This window comes from Pirellulales bacterium (genome assembly GCA_035499655.1).
Taxonomy (GTDB): Bacteria; Planctomycetota; Planctomycetia; order Pirellulales; family JADZDJ01; genus DATJYL01.
This window is the reverse complement of sequence record DATJYL010000007.1, coordinates 1-23,830: the sequence shown is the minus strand read 5'-3', so window position 1 is coordinate 23,830 and position 23,830 is coordinate 1. Positions and strand designations below refer to the sequence as shown.

Sequence of the window (23,830 nt, the reverse complement as noted above, 5' to 3'; positions counted from 1 at the left end):
GTGTAATCGCTTGCGCCCTGGGCTGAAAAGGCATGCCGCGGCCATGAAAACAACTCTTCTCCAGTCGTTTTCAGCGGGGCTGCGTCATAGCGCAAAAACAGCCCGGCTGTTTTTCAACCGGGCTGCGAAAAATCAATTGAAATTTAAGGCAGAGCAATCGTCAAACCAAGGCTTAGTTATTGGGGCCGCTGGGCGCTCCTGCAGGCCCGCCGGGTCCGCCGGTATGAGTCGCCATGGCGCCAATCGCCTTCAGCACACCTTCTTCAACCATTAAACGGTAAGTAAAACCATTGGGAATGAGATGAGCATTGAGCGTTACGTGATCTTTGCCCGGCGTCTGGCTGAGGGCTTGGCTAAAGGCTGCCCCGCCGGCCGCGGCCTGAGCATCGTTAAGCGAACCGACAAAATCGGCAATGGGAGTCAAGGCAATACTCATTTGCAGTGGAGGAACGGCCTTGTTTGGTTCGGCAGCGGAGTGATCGATGACGGCTTTCACCAAATCCAAGCTGCCTTTGCCCGCCGCGATATAAGCGTTTTGCGGGCCGGCGCCGAAGTAAATATCCACTGTATCGCCGAAAATTTTCTTGGCGTCGTCGCCGGCTTCCTCCGGCAACTTCACGCTGACTTGATGGAAATGCACATCTTTGTAAGTTTCCAAGTCGAGTTTCACGGTGGCCTGTTCTGTGAATTGCGGCTCGCCTTGAGCCAAAGTGAGGACGTCCTTAACGGCTTTTTCCAGTGCCGGACCGTCAGCTACAAACCCTCCCGCAGCGGCTTGAAACTTGCCGGCCCCCACTTGCACGACCGCGCCGCCGTCGGACTTACCCGCCTTGACCGTGTTCTCGGCCACGTCCAGGAATTCGTGCAGCACTTGCTTTACGCTGTCGCGCTTATCGTTGGCCAAATCGGGATCCTTATCGATGGCCTCTTCGGCTTTGCCTTTCAGTTGCTCCAAAGTGGTTAGGGTCTGGTCGATGTTTTCCTGCGAGTTTTTCCCACTGAAATTCAAAGTCAAGGCGGAATCCGGCATGATGAAACCGGCAAAGTTCGTGGTCCCACTCGCCATTTGCTTCATGCATTGGTCGAGCTGAGAGCCGGGAACCGCGGTCACACTAAAATCCAAATACGTGTTCTTGGCAGCCCGGTCGATTTTCCAGCCGATGGTGATTTGATTAGCTTCGTTCAAAAGCTGTTCGATGGCCGCCACTTGCTGTTCCAAATTCTTCTGACTCAGGGTCGAAAACGGGTTATCGGCGCCCTGTTGGCGCTGCTGGGCGGCGGCGGCAAATTCCATGAATCCACGGAACTGTTCAATCAGCGATTTCTTCTTTTCTTCCGGTACGTTTTGCAGCAGAATGCGAATTCCCAAATCGTAATCGGGATTGATCCCGGCCATTAGTTTCATGGGGTCGTCCGATGGCAGCGGCGTATCTTTGGCCTGGGTGACAAATGCCCAGCCGCTTTGCTCGCGGACAAATAAATCCATGCCGTTGGGCGCGGTCAGTTTCATCACGCCCCCTTCGTCCTGCGCCGGAGCCGTTAAATGCATCATGGCCAGTGTGCCGGCGAGATCCTTGGCGCTGGTCACGGGAATGAGAACGGCTGGAGCGAACGAGCCATCGTCGGCAATCCCGACGACAAAACCCAATGGCTTGGATTTATCCAACCCCTTCAACCCTTGGCCCTGGGTATACGCCTGAATCAGCCCGTTGATCATCATCGAAGCGTTGGGTTGTCCGCCGAGTTGACCCAGAAAATCAACATTAGCCAGCAGCTCGTCCACGCTGGGCAGCGAAACCACCATCACGGGTTTTGCAGTTTGAGCCTGTGCAAAGGCCGCGCCCGCCAAGAAAATGGCCGACATCGCCGCGGCCGTAATCCATTGCTGAGGTTTAAAAAATGTCGTTTTGTTCACGTCAGTAATCTCCTCGAAGAAATGTTGTTTCGATGATTTGACGGCCTGGAGCATTTGAGAGCCGTGGCGCCTGTTGGGCAAGATACCAGGACACGCGGAAACAGACTCACACGTAACAATACCTTGCTAATCGCGCAACGGTTTTAACGAAATTATGAAAAATCGCTAGTGGCCGGCTTTTCCGAACGATGGGATACGCGACCTTGTCGCTGCGGGGCCTGGACATTTGCTAGCAATCACAAACTCAATTGCCGCAATCATTTAATCCGCGTATGGGGCCAAGAGGCGGCCTATTTCGCGTACAATCGCCAAGAAAGCGATTTCTGCTTTATCGTTCCCGAAAGGTAATGCGGCCTTTCGTCAAATCGTAGGGGGAGAGTTCTACTTTTACCCGGTCACCCGGAACAATGCGGATGAAGTTTTTCCGCATCCGGCCGGCGACGTGAGCCGTGACCAAATGGCCCCCTTCGATTTGCACTCGAAAGCGAGTGTTGGCCAGCGCCTGCGTGACCACGCCGTCGACTTCGAGCGCTTCTTCTTTTTGTTTTTCGTCGGCCATCGGCTGGGACCTAACGCTTGCGGAATGCTTACTAAATCGAAAGCTTCTAACTCCCCTGACTTTCCCCACGGTTTTAATGGTGGTGGAACAATTTGAAATCCCGACAGCCATTGTTTCCGACTGACACAGTCGGGCTATGTTCAAATTATCCCACTACCGTTCTAATCATACCATTTGCGGAGTTGTACCGTCCAGGGCATTGACCGATGTTTGCCGGTTGACGGGCACTAAATACTGCGTCAAATGCTGCTGCAAGTTGGTCCACGATTGGGCGTGTCCTCGGAAGGAGAGGTACCCATCCGGCCGCACGACAGCGATGGCCGGTCCACTTAGCCCCAGCCGATTTTGCACTTGGCGGTTGATGTCGACCAATACCGCCGCAACCGCGGCTTCCGGCGTTACCGCGGAATTGCCGGGCGTTACCATTATGGTCCGCAGCACATCTCCAAATTCGTGAGCCAAAACCTGGGCTTGGTTGACCATTTCTACAATCGTGCCGGAATCGCTGGTTTCCGGCAGCAACAATAGTGTGTGTTGTGTTCCCCGCATTGATTCCAGCAGGCGCACCGCGTTTCCGGTTCGTGCATCGCGCACATTGGCATCGGGCAATCGATCTCCGGCTTTCACTTCATCACCCCAGGCGCTGCCGGGGTCGTCGCCGTTCAGGGGGCTATTTGGATAATGGACGGCCATTTCGGTCAGCGTGGCGATGGCCCGTTCCTGCACGGCCGTAAGTTTTCCGGCCAGGGAGATCACATGATTTCGAAGGAATTGCAGCATGGGATTGCGCAGCATCGCCACACGGGTAAACATGCCGGCGTCGTGCAGCACCATTTCGCCCACGGCGCTGCGTTCCTGGGTGTAACTTTCCAACAGCGGCGACCGCTTGGCGCGGCCTTGGTGCACCAACGTCAATTTCCAGGCCAAATTGAAAGCATCCTGCATGCCGGTGTTCATGCCTTGCCCGCCGGCGGGACTGTGAACGTGTGCCGCATCGCCGCACAAAAACGCGCGGCCGCGCCCATATTCGTTCACCTTGCGTTCGTGAATTCGAAAGCCCGATAACCAGACCGGATCGTGCAATTTCACGCCCGCTGGTCCGCGTTGATCGACAAGCGCCTGCACTTCGGCCAGGGTTGGATCGGGCGGCTTTTCGGTTCCCGGCGCTTTGCCCAAATCGGCAATGACCCGGCAACGGTTGGGAGCGAATGGGAAAAAAATCACCACTCCGTCGCGGTGCCAGTAGGCGCTAATTTCGTCTGGAGATATCGGCCCGTCCACGTGCACGTCGGCCAGCAACCAGTCGTTGGGTTCAAATTCGCCGGCAAACTCAATGCCCAGTTGCTTGCGCACGGTGCTGTGGGCGCCGTCACAGCCCAGTAGCCAAGCGCTGGTCAGTTGTTCCTCGTGTCCGTCGGCATGCCGAAGCGTGGACAAAATACAATCGTCCTGGTCCACGCACTTCACAAGTTCCACTGGCCGCTCCACTTGCAGGCCGTGACGCTGAAGATTTTCCGTGAGCACGCGTTCCGTTTCGTTTTGCGGAATCATGAGCGGGCGCGGAAAGGCGGTGTCGTCACGATGAATTTCCACGTGCAGCAGTTCTTTACCGCCACCAAACATGCGGGCGCCCTGGGCCCACATGCCGGTCGAGACGAAATCGTCGGCCACGCCGGCGTGATCGAGCAATTCCAGCGTCCGACCCCACAGCACCAGCGCTTTCGATTTATCGGTGGGAGCGGCGTTCAAATCGATAATTCGGCATTTCAAACCCCGTCGCAACAGTTCCAAGGCCATGGTCAGGCCCACGGGGCCGGCGCCGACAATCAGTGCATCGCAAGGGATATTCGATAATGGATTCATCGATCACGATCCTCTCCAGTGAGTGAACTTGGTCTTGCAGGGTGACTTCCAGTGCCCTGGCGTCATACGACCCGCCGTGCTGGCCGCTCAGCAGCCAGTCGCCGTGCCGATGCCAAAGTCTAGGGCACGGCTCAAGGTTTAGCCTTCAAGTTGCGATGGCTTGCCGCTATTTTACAGAAAGATGGCCGACTGCCCATTCCCGGCCGGTGTATAGTGGTGGGTCAGTTTGAAATGCAGATGTCCCGGCGCGCCGGGATCTTCAGCCGCGGACGCACCAATCTCTGAAAAAACGGCTGGGGACCCCGGCGCGCCGGGGTCGCTACATTTCCGGTCGATCAAACTGACCCACTATCCGATGTACCCGATGCTCTAAATCACAGTCGGGCGCCGATTACACTACATCCTCGGCTGGTCGGAAATTGCGCCAATTAATCTTGAGTTTGCGCATCCGGGCACGAAGTGTATGCGGGTTTATGCCCAGCAATTTGGCGGCGCCGTGCGGACCTTCGATTCGGCCGCGAGTCCGCTGCAAAGCCGCTTCGATGTGCTGGCGCATGGCGGAATCGAGCGGCGAAAAATCGGCAATGGGCCTAGTCGACGCGATTCGAGAAGCCTGGGGCCGTGAATGTGATTCCTGGATTGCGGCTTGAGCAGATGGAAGTGAAAAGTCGCGAGGAAGGGGCGAGAATTGTGAAGTGGGCGATGAAAGCTGCGGCCAAGCCGATTCAGAAAAGCTGGTTTGAGGTACGACTCCCAAGGCCGTCGTCACATCTAATTTCAGGCCGTTCCCCAGGATCGCCGCTCGTTCAATCACGCTGGCCAGTTCCCGCACGTTCCCCGGCCAATTGTATTTGGCCAGTAAGTTTACATCTTCGGGTGTTGGGGTGCGGGCAGGCAGTCCGAACCTTTTTGCGGCCCGCAACGCAAAGTGAGCGGCCAAAGCGGCGATATCTTCCGGCCGATCACGCAGCGGCGGCAAATGAATGGGAAAAACCGCCAGCCGATACCATAAATCTTCCCGAAATGTTCCTTCGCCAACCATGGCTTGCAAATTGCGATGCGTTGCCGCCACGACCCGCACGTCGACATGAATTTGCCGCTCGCCGCCGACACGTTCGAACGTGCCATCCTGCAAAATGCGCAAAAGTCGCACTTGTGCGGCCGGGGGCAGTTCGCCGCACTCGTCAAGAAACAGCGTGCCGCGATCAGCCCGCTCGAACCATCCTTTTCGTAAAGCCGTGGCGCCTGTAAAGCTTCCACGTTCGTGGCCGAATAATTCAGAATCGACCAATTCCGGCGGAATCGCTCCGCAATTCACCCGCAAAAACGGTCCGTTGTCGCGCCGCGATTGCTTGTGAATGGCCCGCGCCAGCACTTCCTTTCCGGAACCGGTTTCGCCGAGGATCAGCACCGGAATGTCGGCTCGCGCCACGAGACTGACGCGGTCCATGACGCCTCGCAACCCCGATTCCACGCCGACAATGGCGTCGCTCAAATCATTACGGCCCAGCTTGGTTAGCAACGAGCGATTTTCCGCTTCCACTTTTTCACGCAAAGCGGTCAATTCACGCAATCGGCGATCGTTCTCCAAAGCCACCGTGAAAGGCTCCACCAACACTTTGAGCAATTCCTCGTGTTCGGCAGTAAATAAACGTGTCGATGTAGCCACGAACACGAGTACACCGGAAGGCCCTTCCGCGGTATTCAATGGTCCGGCCAGAATGTCGCCGGCGACGTCTTCCGGTAGCAGACCGGGCAGCCGTTCTTGCAACGCCTCGGTGCTGTCGTGCAATACTTCACCTCGCCGACACCACTGAAACAAGCGATCGATGGCATCCGGAGTGCACTCGCTGCGCAAGCGCGACTTAGGGCGACGATGATCGCGCGCAGTTGCTGCAACCGTATCGACCACGCCCCGTTCTAAATCAACGATCCGCAAAACCAGTTGGTCCAACGGCAACTGGCGCAAAATCAACGGTGTAATCAGATCGGTAGCCTCGGCAATCTCTATGTGCCGGCACGCTTCTCGCCACACATCCAACAGAATTTTGCTGTAACGTTCCATGAAATCGATGGGGGCAGATCACAGCCATCCGGCGACATTTATCCATCACATTTAACGGATACAAGTCCATAATTTATCACGGGTATCTATTAAATACAACGGTTATTGTCGTTATTGATCACCTATTTTATTAAAACCATGACCAGTGCTAGCAGAAACAAACGTTTTTTTCGCCGGCACAAGGTGTGCTTCAGTAGCTATGAACTCTGTCGGCACTACGGATGGGCCGAAATCGCGATATTCAAACCCCAGCTAGTTGGAATACTGCCATGGCACGCACCGGCCGCGCTACTGCTGTTGTGTTTTCGTTTTCGCTTTTTCTGGCCGCACTGATCAGCGGCGCGATCCACTGCGGCAGCGCCGTTTCTGGAGTGGCCGCTGCTGCCGACAAGCCTGCGGCGAACACCGACCCGGTGGAACTATTGAACGTGGCTTGCGACCCGACACGGGAATTGTGGCAGGACATCAATGAGCAGTTCGGCAAGATCTACGAGCGCGATACCGGCCGCAAGGTAACGATCAAACAATCGCACGGCGGTTCTTCCAGCCAGGCTCGCGCAGTGAACGATGGCCTGGAAGCCGACGTCGTGACGCTGGCCATGTGGCCCGATACCGACTTGATTCGCCGCAGCGGCTTAATTGCAGAAGGCTGGGAAAAACGGTTGCCGGAAAATTCGTTGCCATACTACAGCACCATTGTGTTCGTCGTTCGCAAGGGCAATCCGAAACAGATTCACGATTGGCCTGACCTGGTGAAGCCGGACGTGCAAATCATCACGCCGCATCCCAAAACATCGGGCAACGGCAAACTCAGCTTTTTGGCAGCCTGGGGTTCGGTGGTCACTCGCGGCGGCTCCGAAGACCAGGCCAAGGACTTTGTTACCAAACTTTATCAGCAGGTACCGGTGCTCGATGTTGCAGCCCGCGCAGCGACGATGACGTTTTCGAAAAAAGGCATCGGCGACGTGCACCTGACTTGGGAGAACGAAGGGCAGCAAGAAGTGCAAGATTCCAAAGGCGAACTGGAAATTGTTTATCCGCCGGTTAGCTTCAAGGCCGAGCCGCAGGTGGCCTGGGTTGACGAAAACGTGAAGAAACACGGCACGGTTGACGCGGCCCGAGCCTATTTGGAATTTTTGTACACGCCGGTGGCGCAGCAGATGATCGCCAAGCATTTTTATCGGCCCAATAGCGAAGGGGATCGGCAAAAATTTGCGGACCGTTTCCCGCCGATCAAATTATTCGGCATTACCGCAGTGGCCAAAGATTGGGACGACGCCTACCAGAAGTTCTTCAATGACGGCGCGCTGTTCGATCAAATTTCGGAAAAGAAATAATACCGCGTTTGCATTCAATGATGCATGACCACAGGCAAAAAGGCAAGGGATTTTTTGTGAATCGCACGCTACCGGGATTCCGTTTAACGCTAGGCATCACGCTCATTTACTTGAGCGTGATGCTATTGATTCCGTTAGCGGCCTGCTTGTGGAAAGTTACGCAATTAGGCCCCGCGGCGTTTTGGGCCGCCGTGTGGACTTCGCGGGCCCGGTCGGCTTATTTTCTGACTTTCAGCGCCAGCTTTATTTCCGCCGCGGTGACATCGCTGTTGGGTTTGCTAATTGCGTGGGTGCTGGTGCGCTACGAGTGGCCCGGCAAGCGCGTGGTCGATTCGCTAGTTGATTTGCCGCTGGCGCTGCCCACGGCCGTGGCCGGCTTGGCGTATTCGGCGTTGTATGTCCAAAACGGTTGGTTCGGCCGGTTTTTGGTGCCCTTGGGAATTCACGGAACCTACTCGCGGCTGGGCATTGTATTGGTGCTGATATTCATTGGTCTTCCGTTTGCCGTGCGGGCCGTTCAGCCGGTGCTGGAGAGCATGGAAGCCGACGCCGAAGAAGCCGCTACCCTGCTGGGCGCCAGCCGGTGGCAAACATTTTGGCGCGTGATTTTGCCGACGCTTAAGCCGGCGCTGATTACGGGCTTTGCATTATCTTTTGCGCGGGCGATTGGTGAATACGGCTCGGTCGTGTTCGTCTCGAGCAATAAGCAAGGCGAAACGGAAATTGCGCCGATGCTGATTGTTTCGAAGCTGGAACAAAATTCGTATGCCGAGGCGACGGCAATCGCTTTGGTGTTGCTGGCCATGTCGTTTGGCATGTTGGCCCTGATCAACGTGCTGGAGCGGAGGAGCCGACGCCATTATGCCTAACGCCGTCGCCACGCTTACTTCCGCTCACGTTACCGCTGCCGCACGGCACGAATCGGCTGTTGCCCGCCGCGTGTTGATTGGCTTGGCGCTGAACGTCGTGGGCGTATTGATTGTCGGCCCGGTGGCGCTGATTTTTTACTCGGCGCTGGAAAATGGAATCGCCGCGTACTGGACCGGCTTGGTTAGCAACCCCGCGACGCTTAACGCCATCAAGCTGACGTTGATCGTCACGCCCATTGCCGTAGTGTTCAATACGCTGTTTGGCATCGCCGCGGCATGGCTGATCGCACGATTTCGCTTTGCAGGCCGCACGGTGCTGACGACGCTGATCGATTTGCCGTTTTCCATTTCGCCCGTGGTCGTGGGGCTGATGTTGATGCTGATTTTTGGCCGCTTGGGCTATTTGGGGCCATGGCTGCAAAAGATGGACATTCACGTTGTGTTTGCATTGCCGGGAATTGTGCTGGCGACCACGTTTGTCACGCTGCCGTTTGTGGCCCGCGAGTTGATTCCTGTGATGGAGGCGCTGGGCAGCGAGGAAGACACCGCCGCAATTAGCCTGGGCGCGAGCAGTTGGCAAATGTTTTGGCGTGTGACGCTGCCCAACATCAAATGGGGTCTGCTGTACGGCCTGATTTTGTGCAACGCCCGAGCGATGGGCGAGTTTGGCGCCGTGTACGTGGTGTCGGGGCGGATCGAAAACCAAACCACGACGATGCCGCTGCAAGTGCAAAAACTGCTGGAGCAAGGCAACGATGCCGACGCCTTTGCGTTGGCCTCGCTGCTTACACTGCTGGCGTTGGTCACGTTGGGGTTAAAAGTTTGGCTGGAGCGGAAAACTCGCCGACAACTGGCGGCAGTCGCCGTTGCCACCGGGATTAGCGAACAGGCAGCCGAAAACATTCACATTCAGTGACCCGAAAACGGGAGCGCGCCGCACCATGAGCATTTCGATCCAAAACATCACCAAGAAATTTGGCAATTTTTCTGCCGTGGATAACGTCAGTTTGGAGATTGCCGGCGGATCGTTGGTGGCACTGTTGGGTCCGTCCGGGTCGGGCAAAACGACGTTGCTGCGTATGATAGCCGGATTGGAAACGCCCGACGGAGGCACGGTAATTTGCCACGGCGAAGATGTGACACATCGCGCGGCAGCCGAGCGTAACGTCGGATTCGTGTTTCAGCATTACGCGTTGTTTCGTCACATGAGCGTGTTTGAAAACGTGGCGTTTGGTCTGCGGGTGCGAAAGCGGTCCAAGACGGAAATTCAAAACAAGGTCCGCGAATTGCTCGGCCTGGTGCGGCTGGAACAGATGGAACATCGCTATCCTTCGCAACTTTCCGGCGGCCAGCGGCAGCGAGTCGCTTTGGCCCGGGCACTGGCGATTGAGCCCAAAGTTCTGTTGTTGGACGAGCCATTTGGAGCGCTGGATGCCAAAGTGCGACAGGAATTGCGTGGCTGGCTGCGGCGGCTGCACGACGAAATTCACACGACCAGCATCCTTGTGACGCACGATCAGGAAGAGGCGTTTGAAGTGGCCGATCGCGTGGTAGTCATGAATCAGGGCCGGGTCGAACAAGCGGGCGCGCCGGCGGAAGTGTTCGACAAGCCGGCCAATCCGTTCGTGATCGATTTTTTAGGGAACGTGAACGTGTTCCACGGCCGCGTGGAAAATGGCCACGCTGTCGTCGGCAATTTGAAATGGGATTACCCCGCCTATCCGCACGCCCAACCACAGGCCGCCACGCTTTACATGCGGCCCCATGAATTGGATATCGCGCTCAAGCAAAACGGCGTGCCTAGTTTGGCGGCCCAAGTGCGGCGGGTAAATCCCACCGGCTCGGTCGCCCGCATTGGCTTAGTGTCCATCGAGCAGCAATCCGACATTCAAGTGGATTTGAGCCTGGATCGGTACGCCGAATTAAATTTTAAGCCGGGTGACACCGTGTTTGTCTTGCCCAAGAAAGTCCGCGTGTTTATGCCCGATTATGTGATTTGAGCAATTCGTTTTCCAAGAACTGCACGTAAACCAGTGGAATCAGGCCGTGCGTAAAGGATTACTAATTATGTCGAACTCAACCCCGCCGCACGGCGAATTAAATTCCGCGTCCACGACGAATCATGTTAATGCCATGGAATTGGCGATGGAGCAAATTCGAGAAGCGCTGCGGGGGTTGCGATTTGGTGTCGTATCGATCGTGGTGCAAGATGGCGTGGTGGTGCAGATCGAACGAACCGAAAAACGGAGACTACGTTGAATTGCAAATTTGTTGGCACGGAGTTTGCATTAATTATCGAACGAAAAAAACCAGAACATTTCAGGGCAGCGTTTAATCGCTGGCCCAATTGAATTTGAGCAGTTTATTCGAAGGCCGACTCACGCGCGTGAGAGGCTGGTTGAACATTCATCGGCGTCGCTGACTGGACCAGCCAGAGGTGCGTTTCAAAAGGCACAAGGAAACGTGCGGCTAGCCATGACTCTTACATGTTGTTGACGCCATTCTGTTTTAACCAACGGTGCCGGCCGGAAATTGGCCAGCATGGGCAGGTTGGTTCTTGAGCAACCGTTCGAAGGGTCGCGCTGTGGGCGTGTTCGGTTCGTAGTTCGCTGCAGTGGATATTTTCGATGTATTTCAAAGATTACTAACTTAATCAGGGAGCTAAATAATGTGTGGCCAGTTGCAGGGGCAGGGTTTTTCATTCCGTTCGTTCACAGTAAGGCACAAAGCCACGTGGCTACTAACGGCCATTTGTGTGTTGTCTACCGCAGGCTGTGGTTCCAGCGGGCCACAAGATTTGCTGACGGCGTATCCGGTCGTGGGAAAAGTCAGCTTCAAAGGGGCGGCGCCGCAGGGAGCGTACGTGGCGCTGCATTCCAAGTCAGACTTGAAAGCACCCAACGGCCAAGTGGTGGTGCCTCGTGCTCAGGTGCAACCGGACGGCACGTTTGAGTTAAGCAGTTACAACTCCAATGATGGCGCGCCGGAAGGCGATTATGTGCTCACCGTTGAGTGGCACAAAACGATTAAAGGCCCCGACGGCGATCCCGTGCTCAGTCCCAATTTATTGCCGCCGCAATATAGCAAGCCGGGCACTTCGCCGGTGAAAGTGACCATCGTGGCCGGCAAGAACGAGTTAACGCCCATTGTGTTGAAGTGAATTTATTGTGTTTCCCGTCCACCTTCTTTCGCCGCGAGAGAAAGCAGTTCCCTTATTTTCGCAACGACTTTCTGAAACGGAGACCCAGTCGTGAAAAAGTTTTATTCCATTCGAAATCGCGCCGGTTTTACACTCGTCGAATTATTGGTCGTGATCGCCATCATTGGCATTTTGATTGCGTTGCTGCTGCCGGCGGTGCAAGCGGCGCGCGAAGCCGCCCGGCGAACCCAATGCGCCAATGTCGAAAAGCAGTTGGGCTTGGCGGTGCTGAATTACGAAAGCGCCAAAAAAACATTACCCGACAGCACACGCCCCGGCGGTTCGACCACCGCCCCGCGCATTTCCGGGTTCACGTTGATTTTGCCGTTTTTGGAAGAATCGCAGCTTTATCAGCAATACGATTTCACGATTAACTGGGATGCCATCAGCGGGGCCGGCGGAGCGAATTTAGTGGTCACCAAAACGCCGATTCCGGCGCTGTTGTGCCCATCCGATCCGCTCGATCCGAATCGGCTCGACGGCGATCCGCAAGTGCCCGACGCTTCTGGCCACACGGTGTGGACACCGGAAGTAGCTGTTACCGATTATAGTCCCGTGGTTGGGGTGCATCCCGATTTGGGCGATGGCACGACCGTGACCTCGCCGTCCGGTCGGCCGGCTCAAAATCTTGTTGATGAATCGACCATCAGCTGGGATGCAACCAACAAAAGCGCCAACAGCGGTTTGATGCGGAAGAACGCTACGTGCAGGCTGAAAGACGCTTTGGATGGCTTGTCGCATACCATTATGTATGCCGAATCTGCGGGCCGGCCTAATATTTGGCGTAACGGCGTACAGGTCCCGGGCGACGTGATGACGGTTCATCAAAATGGCGGCGGCTGGGCGCGAGCAGCCACCGACGTGACCTTGCACGGATCTTTGTACGATGGTTCGCAATTAAACGGACCCTGCCCGTTGAATTGCACTAATGGCGAGAATTATCCGACGTACAACGTGGCGCCGTATTTCTCAGAGGGAACGTCGGAGATTTATTCCTTTCACGTCAACGGCGCGCACATTTTGCTGGGGGACGGATCGGTGCATTTCCTCAGCGACAAGATCGACATTCGTCAACTGGCCCGGTTGATTGCTCGGGCCGACGGTTTGGAAATTACGGGCGTTGATTATTAGAGCCACGCGAGGTCAGAACCAAATGATCGACGCGTCCCCGCCGGCGTCTGGGGATACCGCCTGTTCTCAGGCGCCGGCAATTTGAAAGCGGTGATGGCTATGAGGCCGTTGATAGGAAACCATCGTATGTCGCACATTTTTTCCGCCAATCGGACTGGAGAAGACCCGGATTCGTTCCCCTGGGACGAGGCGCTGGATCAGATGCAGTTGCACTTCACGCTGCACAATGACCCCAGTTTAATTCATCCGCTGGTACAGTACTTGCGAGAGCGGGCCGCCGCATTCGATTTGTGTGAAGGAACACTGGAAAAGCACGTGGGCATTGCTCTGGAAGAGGCGCTGCTGAACGCATTTTATCACGGTAATTTGGAGCTCTCGGCCCAAGATTTACGGAAAGCCAGCGACGAGCTGATTGCGCACAGCCAAGCGCCGTTGATTCTCCAGCGGCAACAAGCGGCGCCCTATTGCCACCGCTGCATTCACGTGCGGGCCAGCTTTTCCACGGCCCAAGCGGAATTTGTGATCCGCGACGAAGGTCCGGGCTTTGATTATGCCGTGTGCACGCCGCTGGTGATCGATGACGGCGAACTGTCGCGGCCCACGGGCAGGGGCCTACTGTTGATGTATTCGTTCATGGATGAAGTGCGGTTCAACGAAATGGGCAATGAAGTGACCCTACTGCTGCGCGGCGGACATCACCGGGGCGATACCGAACTGGACGGTGTGTAGCTCGACGGTGTGCGATGTCAGCATGATCGGGGCAAAAAATAACCCAGGGGCCTTGGGGCCCCTGGGTTTTCGCATGCGCGGTGGAAATTTGTCGACAAACTTCCAAGTAGTGGTTGCTTAGCACGTGCCGCAGCATACGGGGGTGCCGTTAAAGCACACGTAGCAGCAGCAGCCGTTTTCGCAGCACTTGGAGCAGCATTCGCAGCAGCATTGCAGCGAGTTGCAGCATTGCTTGTCGCCGCTGGTGCAGGTGATGCAGCAACCATCGGAGGTGTACTCGCACTTACAATGGCAATTGGCAAACGTGCAATTGCAGCACTGAATGCCATTTTGAGTGCAGCAGCAACTGCAGCAGCCATCGCACAACATGCGGCACAAATTCTGCAACGTTGCGCACGATAACTCATCTTCGCAACGACAGTGGATTTTGAAGCCACCCGTGCATTTTTCGAATTCCACTTTGCACCGTGGCACGACACACCAGTTACCCGCCGAAGGCCCGGCAGCCGGAAAACCCGAAGGTTGCCACGACTGACTGGGACTGCTGGCGGTCGGTGCTCCAGCGGAAAACCGTTCCATTAAGACTGCACTGGACATGAAAAGCTCCTTTCTGAAGGCCAGGCGTTTCGCTTGGACGAAGTGTCGAAAGCACGGCAAAACGGCATTGTTTGCCTTGGAGCCCGGCCTAACCATGCGGCGCGCTTCTGGTCAATCCAGTGAGCCGCGCCAAATTAATGCGTAAAACCCTCCCGGTCCACGGGTCAGCGCTACTGCAGTAATATAGGACGCGGCAGAAAAAAACAGCAAGACAAGTTTTTTGGTCTAGGTAAATCATGTCGTATCGGCAAACGCTACCAATCAACCGTTTTACTCGGTGCGACCCAACCTTTTTCGCCGCGGGATTGAAAAAATTCGATAATTACTAAAACGGTCATGTTGATCATGCTTGCAACCTGATTACGCTAGCAGATGTAGAAAATGACTTCATTTATGGGGAAATGGTAGCATGAAAATGACCGAACATCAGCGACGGTTTTCGATGCCGCCGCCAGGATTCACCGTGGCGCACAAACATGCCGCCTCAGCAGCGGTTGCAACGACGCCGCTTTCGCCAGCCAGCTCGCTTACCACGCTAGCGCAAATTTACACCCAAGCGCGCGACCAAGCTTTACTCACCGTCCAGCGTCGCCGATTCGATGCACTGTGCGATCGGCTGTTTAATTCGTAATCAGTGGTTCGGCTGTCGATGACGTCAACACAACAAAAAGCCCGGTGGTGGGACAATTTCAAATTCCGACCGCCGCTTTTCCCGACTGACACAGTCGAGCTATGTTCAAATTGGCCCACTACCAAAAGCACAGGGGTTGCAACCCCTGTGCTTTATTTGTTGGCGGACCAATTCTCGCGCAGCAATCGCTAGGGTGTAGATTTAGATTGCACGCATGGGAGTAGATCGTCCCGTGTGGACTCAGATCGCCGCTGCCGCGGTTTCACCGGTCCGAATGCGAACCACATCATCCAGGGTGCTGACAAAAATCTTTCCATCGCCCACTTGCCCCGTGCGTGCCGCCGCAACGATCGTGTCGACCACGCCTTGGACGTCTTTATTGTCGACGACCACTTCCAACTTCACCTTTGGCAAAAAGTCGACGGCGTATTCCGCGCCGCGGTACGTTTCGATGTGCCCCTTTTGGCGGCCAAAACCGCGCACCTCGGTCACGGTCATTCCTTGCACGCCTTTGCCGTGGAGCGCGTCTTTGACTTCCTCCAATTTGAAATGGCGAATCACGGCTTCAATTTTCTTCATGTCAATATCTCCTAGAATTGGGTCCTATTTTTCTAATGTTGTGATGTGAGGTGAGGCCAGAACCAGCCGCACGACGTGCCTGAAAAGACCAATTTGGCCCACACGCCGCGATTCACAGACTGTAATCGAATTGGCTGCCGTGTGACAGGGGCGGCGCCGCAACTTGCCGCCGACCACATCTTCAGATCGCCTCGCCCTGCATGCTTGTTGCCCCCGACGCGCCTTTGATTTCCTACTTCAACTCGTTCATGAACCGCAAGAAATGGGCGTCGAGCAGGGCCAGGTTTTCGCCGAAAACATCGGTGAAATCTTTTAGCCGTTGGGCCGCAGGATACGCAGTGAATGCCGGCCGAGAGCCCGTTTTTTGCAGATATCGGGCGTATTCGCGCGGCATTTCTTCCACGAGAAAAAACGTAAATGCCCAGGCTTGGGCATAGGCGTTCATGGGATCGCTTTCGAACTGTCGATCAGAGCTGATCATTTCGGCCAACGTTTGGGGCGTGTGTTTGGCCAGTTGTGATTTGAAGTCGTTCAAGCGGCCCCGGTTGATGCGATCCGCCTGACTGGGATATGTGCGCGAATCAGCCACGCCCCGCGCTTCGAACATGGTGCCCAAACCTTCTGCCACCCACCGGGGAGGCGGCGACCATCGGTTGTGAATGCCCGTATTGAACGCCGTTTGATGCGATGCTTCGTGGAATACCGTGGCGTAATTTTGTTGCCATTGCGCGTTGGACGTGCGGCCATCGCCAATGTCGAATAGCGCCACCCGATTGGTATACGGCGAATAGTAGCCCAACAAGCCGGCGCCGGCGGGCAGCGTATCTTTGGCCGCATAATGTCGGAAATCGTCCTGTGTGGCAAACACGATGGCCACGAGGGGAAACTGTGGATCGCTTAACGTGAAACCGCGGACCGCAAAATACATTTCGCAGGAGCGATACATTTGTTCAAATCGATCGGCCCACTGCGTTTGCCCCTTCGGATGCACCACCAAAAAATGTCCTGTGCCGCTGACTTCGTATTGCGGGCCAAACTCGCGCTGGAGCATTCCGCGGAGCATGTTTTGTGGATACGGGCTGAAGCCATCGCTGGTTTTGTGATAATCTTGAGCGTCGCCGGGAGCGAATTCGGTCATCGCCCCGTCGCGTCCCAGCAAATACATTTTCGTATTCGACCAGGTTAACGGCATGCCTTCCACACGTTGGCCGTGGACGACGGCGTCCATGGTAATCGGCGTGGGTGACGAACCGGCAAAGATGAAAGCGGCCCATCCCCAGGCCACACACGACGCCAGTGCCCGCAAGGAAAATAGTCGATAATTCATGCCATTGTCCTGGATAGACCCGGGTGGTATGGCCCATCATCGCGGGCCTTGGCTATACAAGTTTAGAATGTAAATTCCTCTTAGAACGGCCGCGCGCTAGAACCTCTGGCTGGGCGCGTCTAAAATGAAGTTATGTTCTGTGGGTTGCTCGTTTGTTGCGTGGAGAACCCTCCAGCCAGCATCTATCGCGTTGAAGGTAGAAAAGATTGAAAAATTAGGGTACGAAGCCTGAAACGTATGATTATTTCAAGCATGAATCGAAGCCAACAAACCGTTGTCGGCATTTCCCAGGCTACTGATCGCTTTCCAATCTCCACCGCTGGTTTTATCCAAGTCGTGACGATCATGGGAGCGATATTTCTCACCGCGGCCTGCCTTCTGGCGCAAGGGCTGGAAGGCCCTCCGCCCCCGGATATGTCCAGTCTTGAACCCCAACCGCTGCCGTCGCCGTCGGGGCAGGATGCGGCCCAAGCCGTCATCGCACGGGTGAACGGTGTGCCGATTTTTCAGAACCAAGTGGAGCGCGCGATGGACGAGGTCGCGCACAATCAAAAAATCGGCGCCGACATGCTTCCCACGGTGGAAGCCACCATGCTCCAGAAGTTGATCGATCACACCCTCGTTCAGCAATTCCTAACAGCGGAAAAAATGACCCCCAGCGTCGATGAGATAACCGCCACCGTCGAACGCTTGCGCACGGCCCTGCAACAGCAGAATTCCAACCTGGAAGATTTTTTGGCGCGCACCCATCAGACCGAGGCCTCGCTGCACGCAACCATGGAATATGAATTGGGCTGGCGAAAATTCGTCGACCAACAAACCACCGATAAATCGTTGCAAACGTTGTTCGATCGTTTCCACGAACAGTTCGATGGCACGCAGCGTCGCGTCAGTCACATTCTGCTGCGACCGGAAGGCGCCGTCGATTCCGAGGTTACCAAAGCCCTGGTGGAGCAAGCCCAGAAGTTGCGCGATGATATCGAAGCCGGTAAACTTACCTTTGAAGACGCGGCTCAAAAATATTCGGCCGGACCCAGCCGCAGCCGCGGAGGCGATTTGGGCTTTATTCCGCTCAAAGGCGTGATGGCGGGGTCTTTCTCGCAGGCCGCCTTTTCCATTAAGCCCGGCGAAATTAGCACGCCGGTCGTCACCAATTTTGGCGTGCACTTAATCAAAGTAACCGATGTCAAGCCCGGCACAAAAACCTGGCAAGAGGTGCGCGACCAACTGCAACCGGCCCTGTCGGAATATCTACTCGCCGCAGTGACCAAACAAATGCGCGAAAAGTCGCTTGTGGAGTATGCCGCCGGTGTTCCGCACTTTAAAAAAGGGACCACGGAATTGGAAATCAGCCAAAGTCCGCCCGGTTCGTAAGAGTCCCACAGCCGAAGTTCGCGGGGACCGTTGGACGTGGTCGGATCGATGAAGCATCTTGATTTGTTTTTAGCCGCCGCGCGCCGCGTTTCACAGTTCACGCAACTGCAGCGGATCGCTGGCATCCAATTGCAGCAGCCGCTCCTTCACTTCCCGGGCCATGCGCCGCTGGCCCATTTTTATTAAACATACGGCCACTCCACGTCCGGCTTCGAAAAATACTTGATTGGCCTCGTGCCGATATGGCAGGCATTTGATTTGGCCGCCGCGTTGAATGGCGCCTAGGCCCAGCTGATACGCGTAACCGTAATGACCCCGTGCCAGGCGCACATCCCCCGCCGCCAGGGCCAAATCACCCAACAATTTGTGAGCGGCCAGAAAATTGTGGCATTCGCTCAGCAGCCAGCGGAGTTCGTACTGAGCAATTTCGGTTTCTCCGGCCGCGATCATTTTTTGAGCTTCTTCCAAATCGTCTTGGCGCGCCCGCGCACAACCCGGATGAACCAATTTCCACGATTCGTCCGGCTCCTGCGACACGCTTAATTTGCGTCCGCCCTGTTTTCGAGATGATTTTCGCTTGGCCACGGCAGTCGCTGGATAGTTCTTCCCAGTGCGATAGAATTTGGTCCTTGCAGCGTAAACTACCGCGCCGGGTTCGTCCACCGATTACCCCCCATGAACCTGAGCCAGGTAAACTCTCCATTCATATTCATGCCTGCGGCGCGAGAAAAAATAGCAGCAAAACATCGCCTTCCATCGTCCGGTTGGCTGCACCGTGCCCGCCGCCGGCTGTTGAAATGGTATCGGCACAATGCGCGCGATTTGCCCTGGCGGCGCACGACTGATCCGTATGCCATTTGGGTCAGCGAAATCATGCTGCAGCAAACGCAAGTCGCCACGGTGGAACGGTATTATGCGAAATTCATGGCTGCCCTCCCGACTGTGGCAGCGTTGGCTTCGGCACAGGAAGACCAAGTGCTACGGTTATGGGAAGGCCTGGGATACTATCGCCGCGCCCGGCAAATGCACGCCGCGGCGAAAATTATCATGGCCAAGCATGGCGGCGCGTTTCCCAACGATCTACAAACTTTGCGGCAACTGCCGGGTATCGGTCGTTATACTGCCGGAGCAATTTTATCGATCGCCTTCGACATCTCCGCTCCCATATTGGAAGCCAATACCGTGCGCTTACTGTGCCGTTTGTTGGCTTATCGTGGCGATGTATCCGGTCGCGCGGGACAACAACTTCTCTGGCAAGCGGCGGAAGATTTTTTAACCAAGCGCGGCAGTGGCGAACTGAATCAAGCGCTGATGGAACTGGGCAGCCTGGTTTGCACGCCGCGAAACCCGAAATGCGGCGAATGCCCGCTCCGGGAGCTTTGCCCTACGCAGCATGGTGGATGGCAGAATCAAATTCCTGCTCCGCGCCCGCAGCCGGAAGTAATCAACGTGAGCGAGGCGGCGGTGATCATATTTCGCCGTGGTAAAATACTGCTGCGAAAATGCGGTCCCGCCGAGCGCTGGTCCGGCCTGTGGGATTTCCCGCGATTTCCAATGAAGCAATTAACAAACAAACCGCGAAAACAAAAAAACACAATCAAAAAGCCGTCCCGGCACGCCGGGATGGTCACGCCGCAGCGGAAAATAGAAATCATCGAGCGCGTGAGACAAATGACCGGTGTGATCATTTTTGATGCCAAGCATTTCGCCACGCTGCGGCATAGCGTTACGCGATTTCGCATTACACTCGATTGTTTTGTCGCCCACTCTCGCAAAACCGGCCGGCTTCGAAACCTCGCTCCTTCCACTAATGGACACAGTGAAATGCGCTGGATTGAACCCTCGTCCTTGGACGATTATCCCTTGTGCGTGACCGGCCGCAGATTAGCGCGGCTATGGGGCGAGATGATCGATTCAATCTCGTAACAGCGCATCCACGGCCGCGCCAATGTTCGGGCTGGCCATCAGCGTTTCGCCTACTAAAATGGCATTCACCCCAGCGGCTTCCAACCGTTGCACGTCGGCTCGGGTGCGAATGCCACTTTCGGCCACGAGGATGCACGAGTCGGGCACTTGCTCGCGCAGCCGGAGCGTGTGTTCCAAATCGGTTTTGAAGGTGTGCAAATCTCGATTGTTGATGCCAATCAAAGTAGCCCCGACATCGAGCACGCGCTGTAAATTGGCCGGCTCGTACAACTCCACCAGCGGCGTCATTCCCAGCGCAATCGTCTCGTTGTGCAAGGCCCGCAAATGGCAATCGTCTAAACACTCGGCGATGAGCAGCACGGCGTCGGCGCCAGCGGCACGTGCTTCGTACAGTTGGCATTTTTCCAGAATGAAATCCTTTCGCAGCACCGGCAGCGCCACGGCGGCCCGAATGTCGCGCAGATATTCCAACTTGCCTTGAAAGAATGGTTCATCCGTCAGCACGCTCAAACAAGCCGCGCCGTGTTGCTGATAAATTCGGGCTCTTTCCACGGGCTTGAAATCGGCCCGAATCACGCCGGCGCTGGGGCTAGCTTTTTTGACTTCGGCGATCAGCTTGATGGGCCCCGGGCCGGCGAGCGCAGCGAAGAAATTACGCGGCGGTGGGGCTTTTTCCGCGGCTGCCCGAACCTGCGCTTCCGTCTGGGCCGCTTTGGCGGCTTCAATTTCGCGCTGTTTGCTGGCGATAATTTTGTCGAGCACAGACATGGCGGCGGAGTGAGTGGTGAGTAGTGAGTGGTGAGGAATGAGAGGTGCCACTCACAACTCACCCCTCACCAATTCTAGTGTCGAAAATGTCGCCGGCCGGTGAAGATCATGGCTATGCCTGCGGCGTTGCAGGCGGCAATTACTTCGTCGTCGCGCTTGCTTCCGCCGGGTTGAATGACTGCTTTCACGCCCGCGGCGGCCGCCAACCGGATGGAATCGGCGAACGGGAAAAATGCATCGGAAGCCAGCACGCTGCCAGCGGCTCGTGCCCCGGCTTTTTGCAAAGCAATTTGCGTGGAATCGACCCGGCTCATCTGTCCCGCGCCGACGCCAATCACCATGCGCTGCGCCGCCAGCACGATCGCGTTGGATTTGACGTGCCGCACCACGGCCCAGGCAAATTTTAATTCGGCCAATTGCGCAGCGGTCGGCTGGTGCGTAGTGACCACGTGCCATTCGGCTTCCGGATCAGGGGCGATATCGGCTTCTTGCAACAAAAAGCCGCCATCAATCGGCCGGAACAGCCACGGATCGACCGGACCATGCAGCGATCCCACTTGCAGCAAACGCACATTGGTTTTCCACTTGGGCTTGGTCGTCAGAATTTCCAAAGCGGCGGGCTCGAATTGCGGCGCGACAATGGCTTCGATGAAACGATCAGGCTCGGTCAGCACATCGGCCGTGGCGGCATCCAGGGGCACATTCACTCCCACCACGCCGCCGAAAGCGCTGACCGGATCGCCCGCTAATGCATTCCGCATGGCCGTAGCCAACGAATCGGCCGTCGCCGCCCCGCAGGGATTGTTGTGCTTAATCACAACCGCAGCCGGCTCTGGCAACGAACGGCCAATGGCCAGCGCCGAGTCCAAATCGAGCAAATTGTTGTACGACAGTTCTTTGCCGTGCAGTTGATGGGCGGATACCAAATTCGTTCCCGCTTTGCTTCCTGATGCCGAAGGCAACGCATACAGGGCCGCCTTCTGGTGCGGGTTTTCACCGTATCGCAGCACTTCACGACGCTGAAGGTGCAGAGCAATGGCCGGCGGAAATGTGCCGCGCTCCGCGCCTTCGCCGCGTCGAGGCAGGTCGTCGATGCCCCCTTCTCCCAAGCGGTCTGAAGGATCATCGCCGGCCGAGCGGAATTTGCTGCCTGCAAAATAATCGGCAATCGCGCGATCGTAGCGGGCGGTCAATTCAAACGCTTCCGCCGCCAATTTCCGCCGCAGCTCCAGCGTGGCGCCGCCATGCTGGGTGATTTGCTCCAGAATGCCGGCGTATTGCTCGGTCGACGTAGCCACCGCCGTGAAGGCATGATTTTTTGCCGCGCCGCGAATCAGCGTGGGTCCGCCAATGTCGATGTTCTCGATCGCTTCGGCATCGGTTACATCCGGCCGAACGATGGTCGCTTCAAACGGATACAAATTCACGATAACCAGTTCGAACGGCACAATGCCGTGCTGCTCCATCGCGGCGCGGTCGTCGGGGCGATCGTGCCGGCACAAAATGCCGCCGTGGACTTTCGGGTGGAGCGTTTTAATGCGGCCATCCATCATTTCGGGAAAACCGGTGTAGGCGGAAATTTCGCGAACCTCCAGGCCCGCCTGCTCTAAGTGCTTGCGTGTGCCGCCGGAGGCGAACAATTCCACATTATGGGCAACCAGGCCGCGAGCGAATTCGACCAGCCCCAGCTTATCGCTGACGCTAATCAGGGCGTGTTTGATGGGAATGATGTTCATGGGGGATGGTAGGTTTATGTTGGATGCTTCGCGCTGGATTATTTGAAGTGGGTGCCGATTTGGCGTGCACTCGCTCTAAATTTAAGGCTACCGCCCTGCGCACGGTCGACGCTCGTCGACCGTGCTCGGTTGCTGGTCGCGGCTAAACAGTCTGTACTCTGTTCCCCCTCAACTGCCTTCCGCCTGCTGCCAGCCGCCTACAGGGTGGTGGGACAATTTGAAATTCCGACAGCCGCTTTTCCCGACTGACACAGTCGGGCTATGTTCAAATTGGCCCACTACGCGCCTACCGCTAGTTATAGATTCTCGTCGTCCGTCGTGATAGGTTGTAGGTCTTGCCGGCGGCACATGCGGCCGGTCCCACCCACCTAATTTCTCACCACGGAGCCCACCATGAAACTTTCGACAATTTTCGTGATTGCGATGTTCGGCCTGTCTGGCCTTATTCGTTCCACGGTCGCCGCGGATTTGAAAGTCGGCGAGCCGGCGCCCGACTTCGAACTGAAAGGCTCCGACGGTCAATTGCACCATTTGGCCGATTACAAAGACAAACAGGCGGTGGTGCTGGCCTGGTTTCCCGCCGCGTTTACGCCGGGCTGCACGGCGGAATGCAAGTCGTTGAAGGACGATGGCGACGCCATTAAAAAATTCGACGCCGTCTATTTCGCGATTAGCGTCGATCCCATGGAGAAGACGGAAAAAAGCAAAGGCAACAAAGCGTTCGCCGAATCGCTGGGCGTGGATTATCCAATTCTCAGCGATCCGGAACAAACGACGGCCAATGCCTACGGCGTGCTGGCCGGCAATGGCCGAGCGCACCGCTGGACTTTTTACATTGGCAAAGACGGGAAGATCGCGGTGATTGATAAAAAAATTGACACTGCAAAAGCCGGCGAAGGCGTGGCGGCCAAGCTGAAAGACCTTGGCGTGCCAGAGAAGAAATAACGACTTTTTCACCGCACCGACTAATTTTCACCGCGGAGGCGCGGAGACGCAGAGAAGTCAGATACCGAAGAACCGCGGATTTTCGCGGGTGACGGCAAAGAAGCAGGATCAATTAGCCACAGATGAACACGGATGAAAAGGCTTTGTTGAAACCCTATTGATTCCAATGGGAAAACAGTTTACATCAATGCGTCATGGAAACCACACGTGCGATGACGCGGTCGCCGGTGGCGTTGGCCAGGAAGGCCGTCGAAATTGCGCAACGTGCTTTGCCTGCCTA

General features: G+C 56.1%; 22 protein-coding genes. 13 read left to right on the top strand and 9 right to left on the bottom strand.

The genetic code is table 11. The features are described from left to right. Window positions 1-172: 172 nt before the first annotated feature. From VMJ32_00425 to VMJ32_00410, 4 genes are all read right to left on the bottom strand, one after another. Window positions 173-1,915 carry a hypothetical protein gene (locus VMJ32_00425; protein HTQ37459.1) on the bottom strand — a complete coding sequence of 581 codons (1,743 nt, stop codon included), beginning with the start codon at window positions 1,913-1,915 and terminating at the stop codon, window positions 173-175. 328 nt (window positions 1,916-2,243) lie between these two features. Next, entirely contained in the window at window positions 2,244-2,474 is a 231-nt protein-coding gene (gene infA / locus VMJ32_00420) for a translation initiation factor IF-1 (GenBank protein ID HTQ37458.1), read from the bottom strand. A gap of 165 nt (window positions 2,475-2,639) precedes the next feature. Beyond that, window positions 2,640-4,337, bottom strand: coding sequence for an FAD-dependent monooxygenase (locus VMJ32_00415; protein ID HTQ37457.1), 1,698 nt, complete (start codon window positions 4,335-4,337; stop codon window positions 2,640-2,642). A gap of 391 nt (window positions 4,338-4,728) precedes the next feature. Then, window positions 4,729-6,402: a sigma-54-dependent Fis family transcriptional regulator gene (locus VMJ32_00410; protein HTQ37456.1), complete on the bottom strand. Its 1,674-nt coding sequence runs from the start codon at window positions 6,400-6,402 to the stop codon at window positions 4,729-4,731. Window positions 6,403-6,671: 269 nt separating this feature from the next. On the opposite strand from VMJ32_00410, the gene VMJ32_00405 reads away from it, so the two are divergent. The 10 genes from VMJ32_00405 to VMJ32_00360 all read left to right on the top strand — a co-directional run bounded on the left by VMJ32_00405 (window position 6,672) and on the right by VMJ32_00360 (window position 14,895). Further along, window positions 6,672-7,739: a sulfate ABC transporter substrate-binding protein gene (locus VMJ32_00405; GenBank protein HTQ37455.1), complete on the top strand. Its 1,068-nt coding sequence runs from the start codon at window positions 6,672-6,674 to the stop codon at window positions 7,737-7,739. Window positions 7,740-7,795: 56 nt separating this feature from the next. Next, window positions 7,796-8,608 carry a sulfate ABC transporter permease subunit CysT gene (cysT, locus tag VMJ32_00400; GenBank protein HTQ37454.1) on the top strand — a complete coding sequence of 271 codons (813 nt, stop codon included), beginning with the start codon at window positions 7,796-7,798 and terminating at the stop codon, window positions 8,606-8,608. Continuing rightward, a complete protein-coding gene (cysW, locus tag VMJ32_00395) occupies window positions 8,601-9,524 on the top strand; it encodes a sulfate ABC transporter permease subunit CysW (protein HTQ37453.1) in 924 nt (307 codons plus the stop codon). Before cysT ends, cysW begins: the two co-directional genes overlap by 8 nt. A gap of 25 nt (window positions 9,525-9,549) precedes the next feature. After that, entirely contained in the window at window positions 9,550-10,608 is a 1,059-nt protein-coding gene (locus VMJ32_00390; GenBank protein HTQ37452.1) for a sulfate/molybdate ABC transporter ATP-binding protein, read from the top strand. A gap of 67 nt (window positions 10,609-10,675) precedes the next feature. Then, the gene (locus VMJ32_00385; GenBank protein ID HTQ37451.1) at window positions 10,676-10,867 is read left to right on the top strand and encodes a YezD family protein; all 192 of its coding nucleotides are present in this window, start codon (window positions 10,676-10,678) and stop codon (window positions 10,865-10,867) included. A 409-nt stretch (window positions 10,868-11,276) separates the two neighbouring features. Then, window positions 11,277-11,768, top strand: a complete 492-nt coding sequence (locus VMJ32_00380; GenBank protein ID HTQ37450.1) for a hypothetical protein — start codon at window positions 11,277-11,279, stop codon at window positions 11,766-11,768. Between the two features lie 90 nt (window positions 11,769-11,858). Next, complete coding sequence (locus tag VMJ32_00375) at window positions 11,859-12,938, top strand: DUF1559 domain-containing protein (protein HTQ37449.1); 1,080 nt, start codon at window positions 11,859-11,861, stop codon at window positions 12,936-12,938. 126 nt (window positions 12,939-13,064) lie between these two features. Continuing rightward, entirely contained in the window at window positions 13,065-13,667 is a 603-nt protein-coding gene (locus tag VMJ32_00370) for an ATP-binding protein (protein HTQ37448.1), read from the top strand. 228 nt (window positions 13,668-13,895) lie between these two features. Continuing rightward, entirely contained in the window at window positions 13,896-14,069 is a 174-nt protein-coding gene (locus VMJ32_00365) for a hypothetical protein (protein HTQ37447.1), read from the top strand. Between the two features lie 604 nt (window positions 14,070-14,673). Further along, window positions 14,674-14,895: a hypothetical protein gene (locus VMJ32_00360; GenBank protein ID HTQ37446.1), complete on the top strand. Its 222-nt coding sequence runs from the start codon at window positions 14,674-14,676 to the stop codon at window positions 14,893-14,895. Between the two features lie 240 nt (window positions 14,896-15,135). On the opposite strand, the gene VMJ32_00355 is transcribed toward VMJ32_00360, so the two are convergent. Continuing rightward, window positions 15,136-15,474 carry a P-II family nitrogen regulator gene (locus VMJ32_00355; protein ID HTQ37445.1) on the bottom strand — a complete coding sequence of 113 codons (339 nt, stop codon included), beginning with the start codon at window positions 15,472-15,474 and terminating at the stop codon, window positions 15,136-15,138. A 232-nt stretch (window positions 15,475-15,706) separates the two neighbouring features. Further along, window positions 15,707-16,801, bottom strand: a complete 1,095-nt coding sequence (locus tag VMJ32_00350; GenBank protein ID HTQ37444.1) for a DUF1570 domain-containing protein — start codon at window positions 16,799-16,801, stop codon at window positions 15,707-15,709. A gap of 252 nt (window positions 16,802-17,053) precedes the next feature. Here VMJ32_00350 and VMJ32_00345 point away from each other — a divergent pair, with 252 nt between their 5' ends. Next, the gene (locus VMJ32_00345) at window positions 17,054-18,175 is read left to right on the top strand and encodes a peptidylprolyl isomerase (protein ID HTQ37443.1); all 1,122 of its coding nucleotides are present in this window, start codon (window positions 17,054-17,056) and stop codon (window positions 18,173-18,175) included. A gap of 90 nt (window positions 18,176-18,265) precedes the next feature. Here VMJ32_00345 and VMJ32_00340 read toward each other — a convergent pair whose 3' ends face one another. Continuing rightward, entirely contained in the window at window positions 18,266-18,838 is a 573-nt protein-coding gene (locus tag VMJ32_00340) for a hypothetical protein (GenBank protein ID HTQ37442.1), read from the bottom strand. Window positions 18,839-18,886: 48 nt separating this feature from the next. On the opposite strand from VMJ32_00340, the gene mutY reads away from it, so the two are divergent. After that, on the top strand, window positions 18,887-20,101 hold the full coding sequence (gene mutY / locus VMJ32_00335) for an A/G-specific adenine glycosylase (GenBank protein ID HTQ37441.1): 1,215 nt from the start codon (window positions 18,887-18,889) through the stop codon (window positions 20,099-20,101). Here mutY and trpC read toward each other — a convergent pair. Both trpC and purH read right to left on the bottom strand, forming a co-directional pair. Continuing rightward, the gene (gene trpC, locus VMJ32_00330) at window positions 20,090-20,869 is read right to left on the bottom strand and encodes an indole-3-glycerol phosphate synthase TrpC (GenBank protein HTQ37440.1); all 780 of its coding nucleotides are present in this window, start codon (window positions 20,867-20,869) and stop codon (window positions 20,090-20,092) included. The two genes, mutY and trpC, sit on opposite strands and share 12 nt — an antisense overlap. Window positions 20,870-20,943: 74 nt before the next feature. Next, window positions 20,944-22,605 (bottom strand): bifunctional phosphoribosylaminoimidazolecarboxamide formyltransferase/IMP cyclohydrolase, encoded by a 1,662-nt coding sequence (purH, locus tag VMJ32_00325; GenBank protein HTQ37439.1) that lies wholly within the window; start codon window positions 22,603-22,605, stop codon window positions 20,944-20,946. Window positions 22,606-22,998: 393 nt separating this feature from the next. Here purH and VMJ32_00320 point away from each other — a divergent pair, with 393 nt between their 5' ends. Then, window positions 22,999-23,550: a redoxin domain-containing protein gene (locus VMJ32_00320; GenBank protein ID HTQ37438.1), complete on the top strand. Its 552-nt coding sequence runs from the start codon at window positions 22,999-23,001 to the stop codon at window positions 23,548-23,550. The last annotated feature ends 280 nt before the right edge of the window (window positions 23,551-23,830 follow it).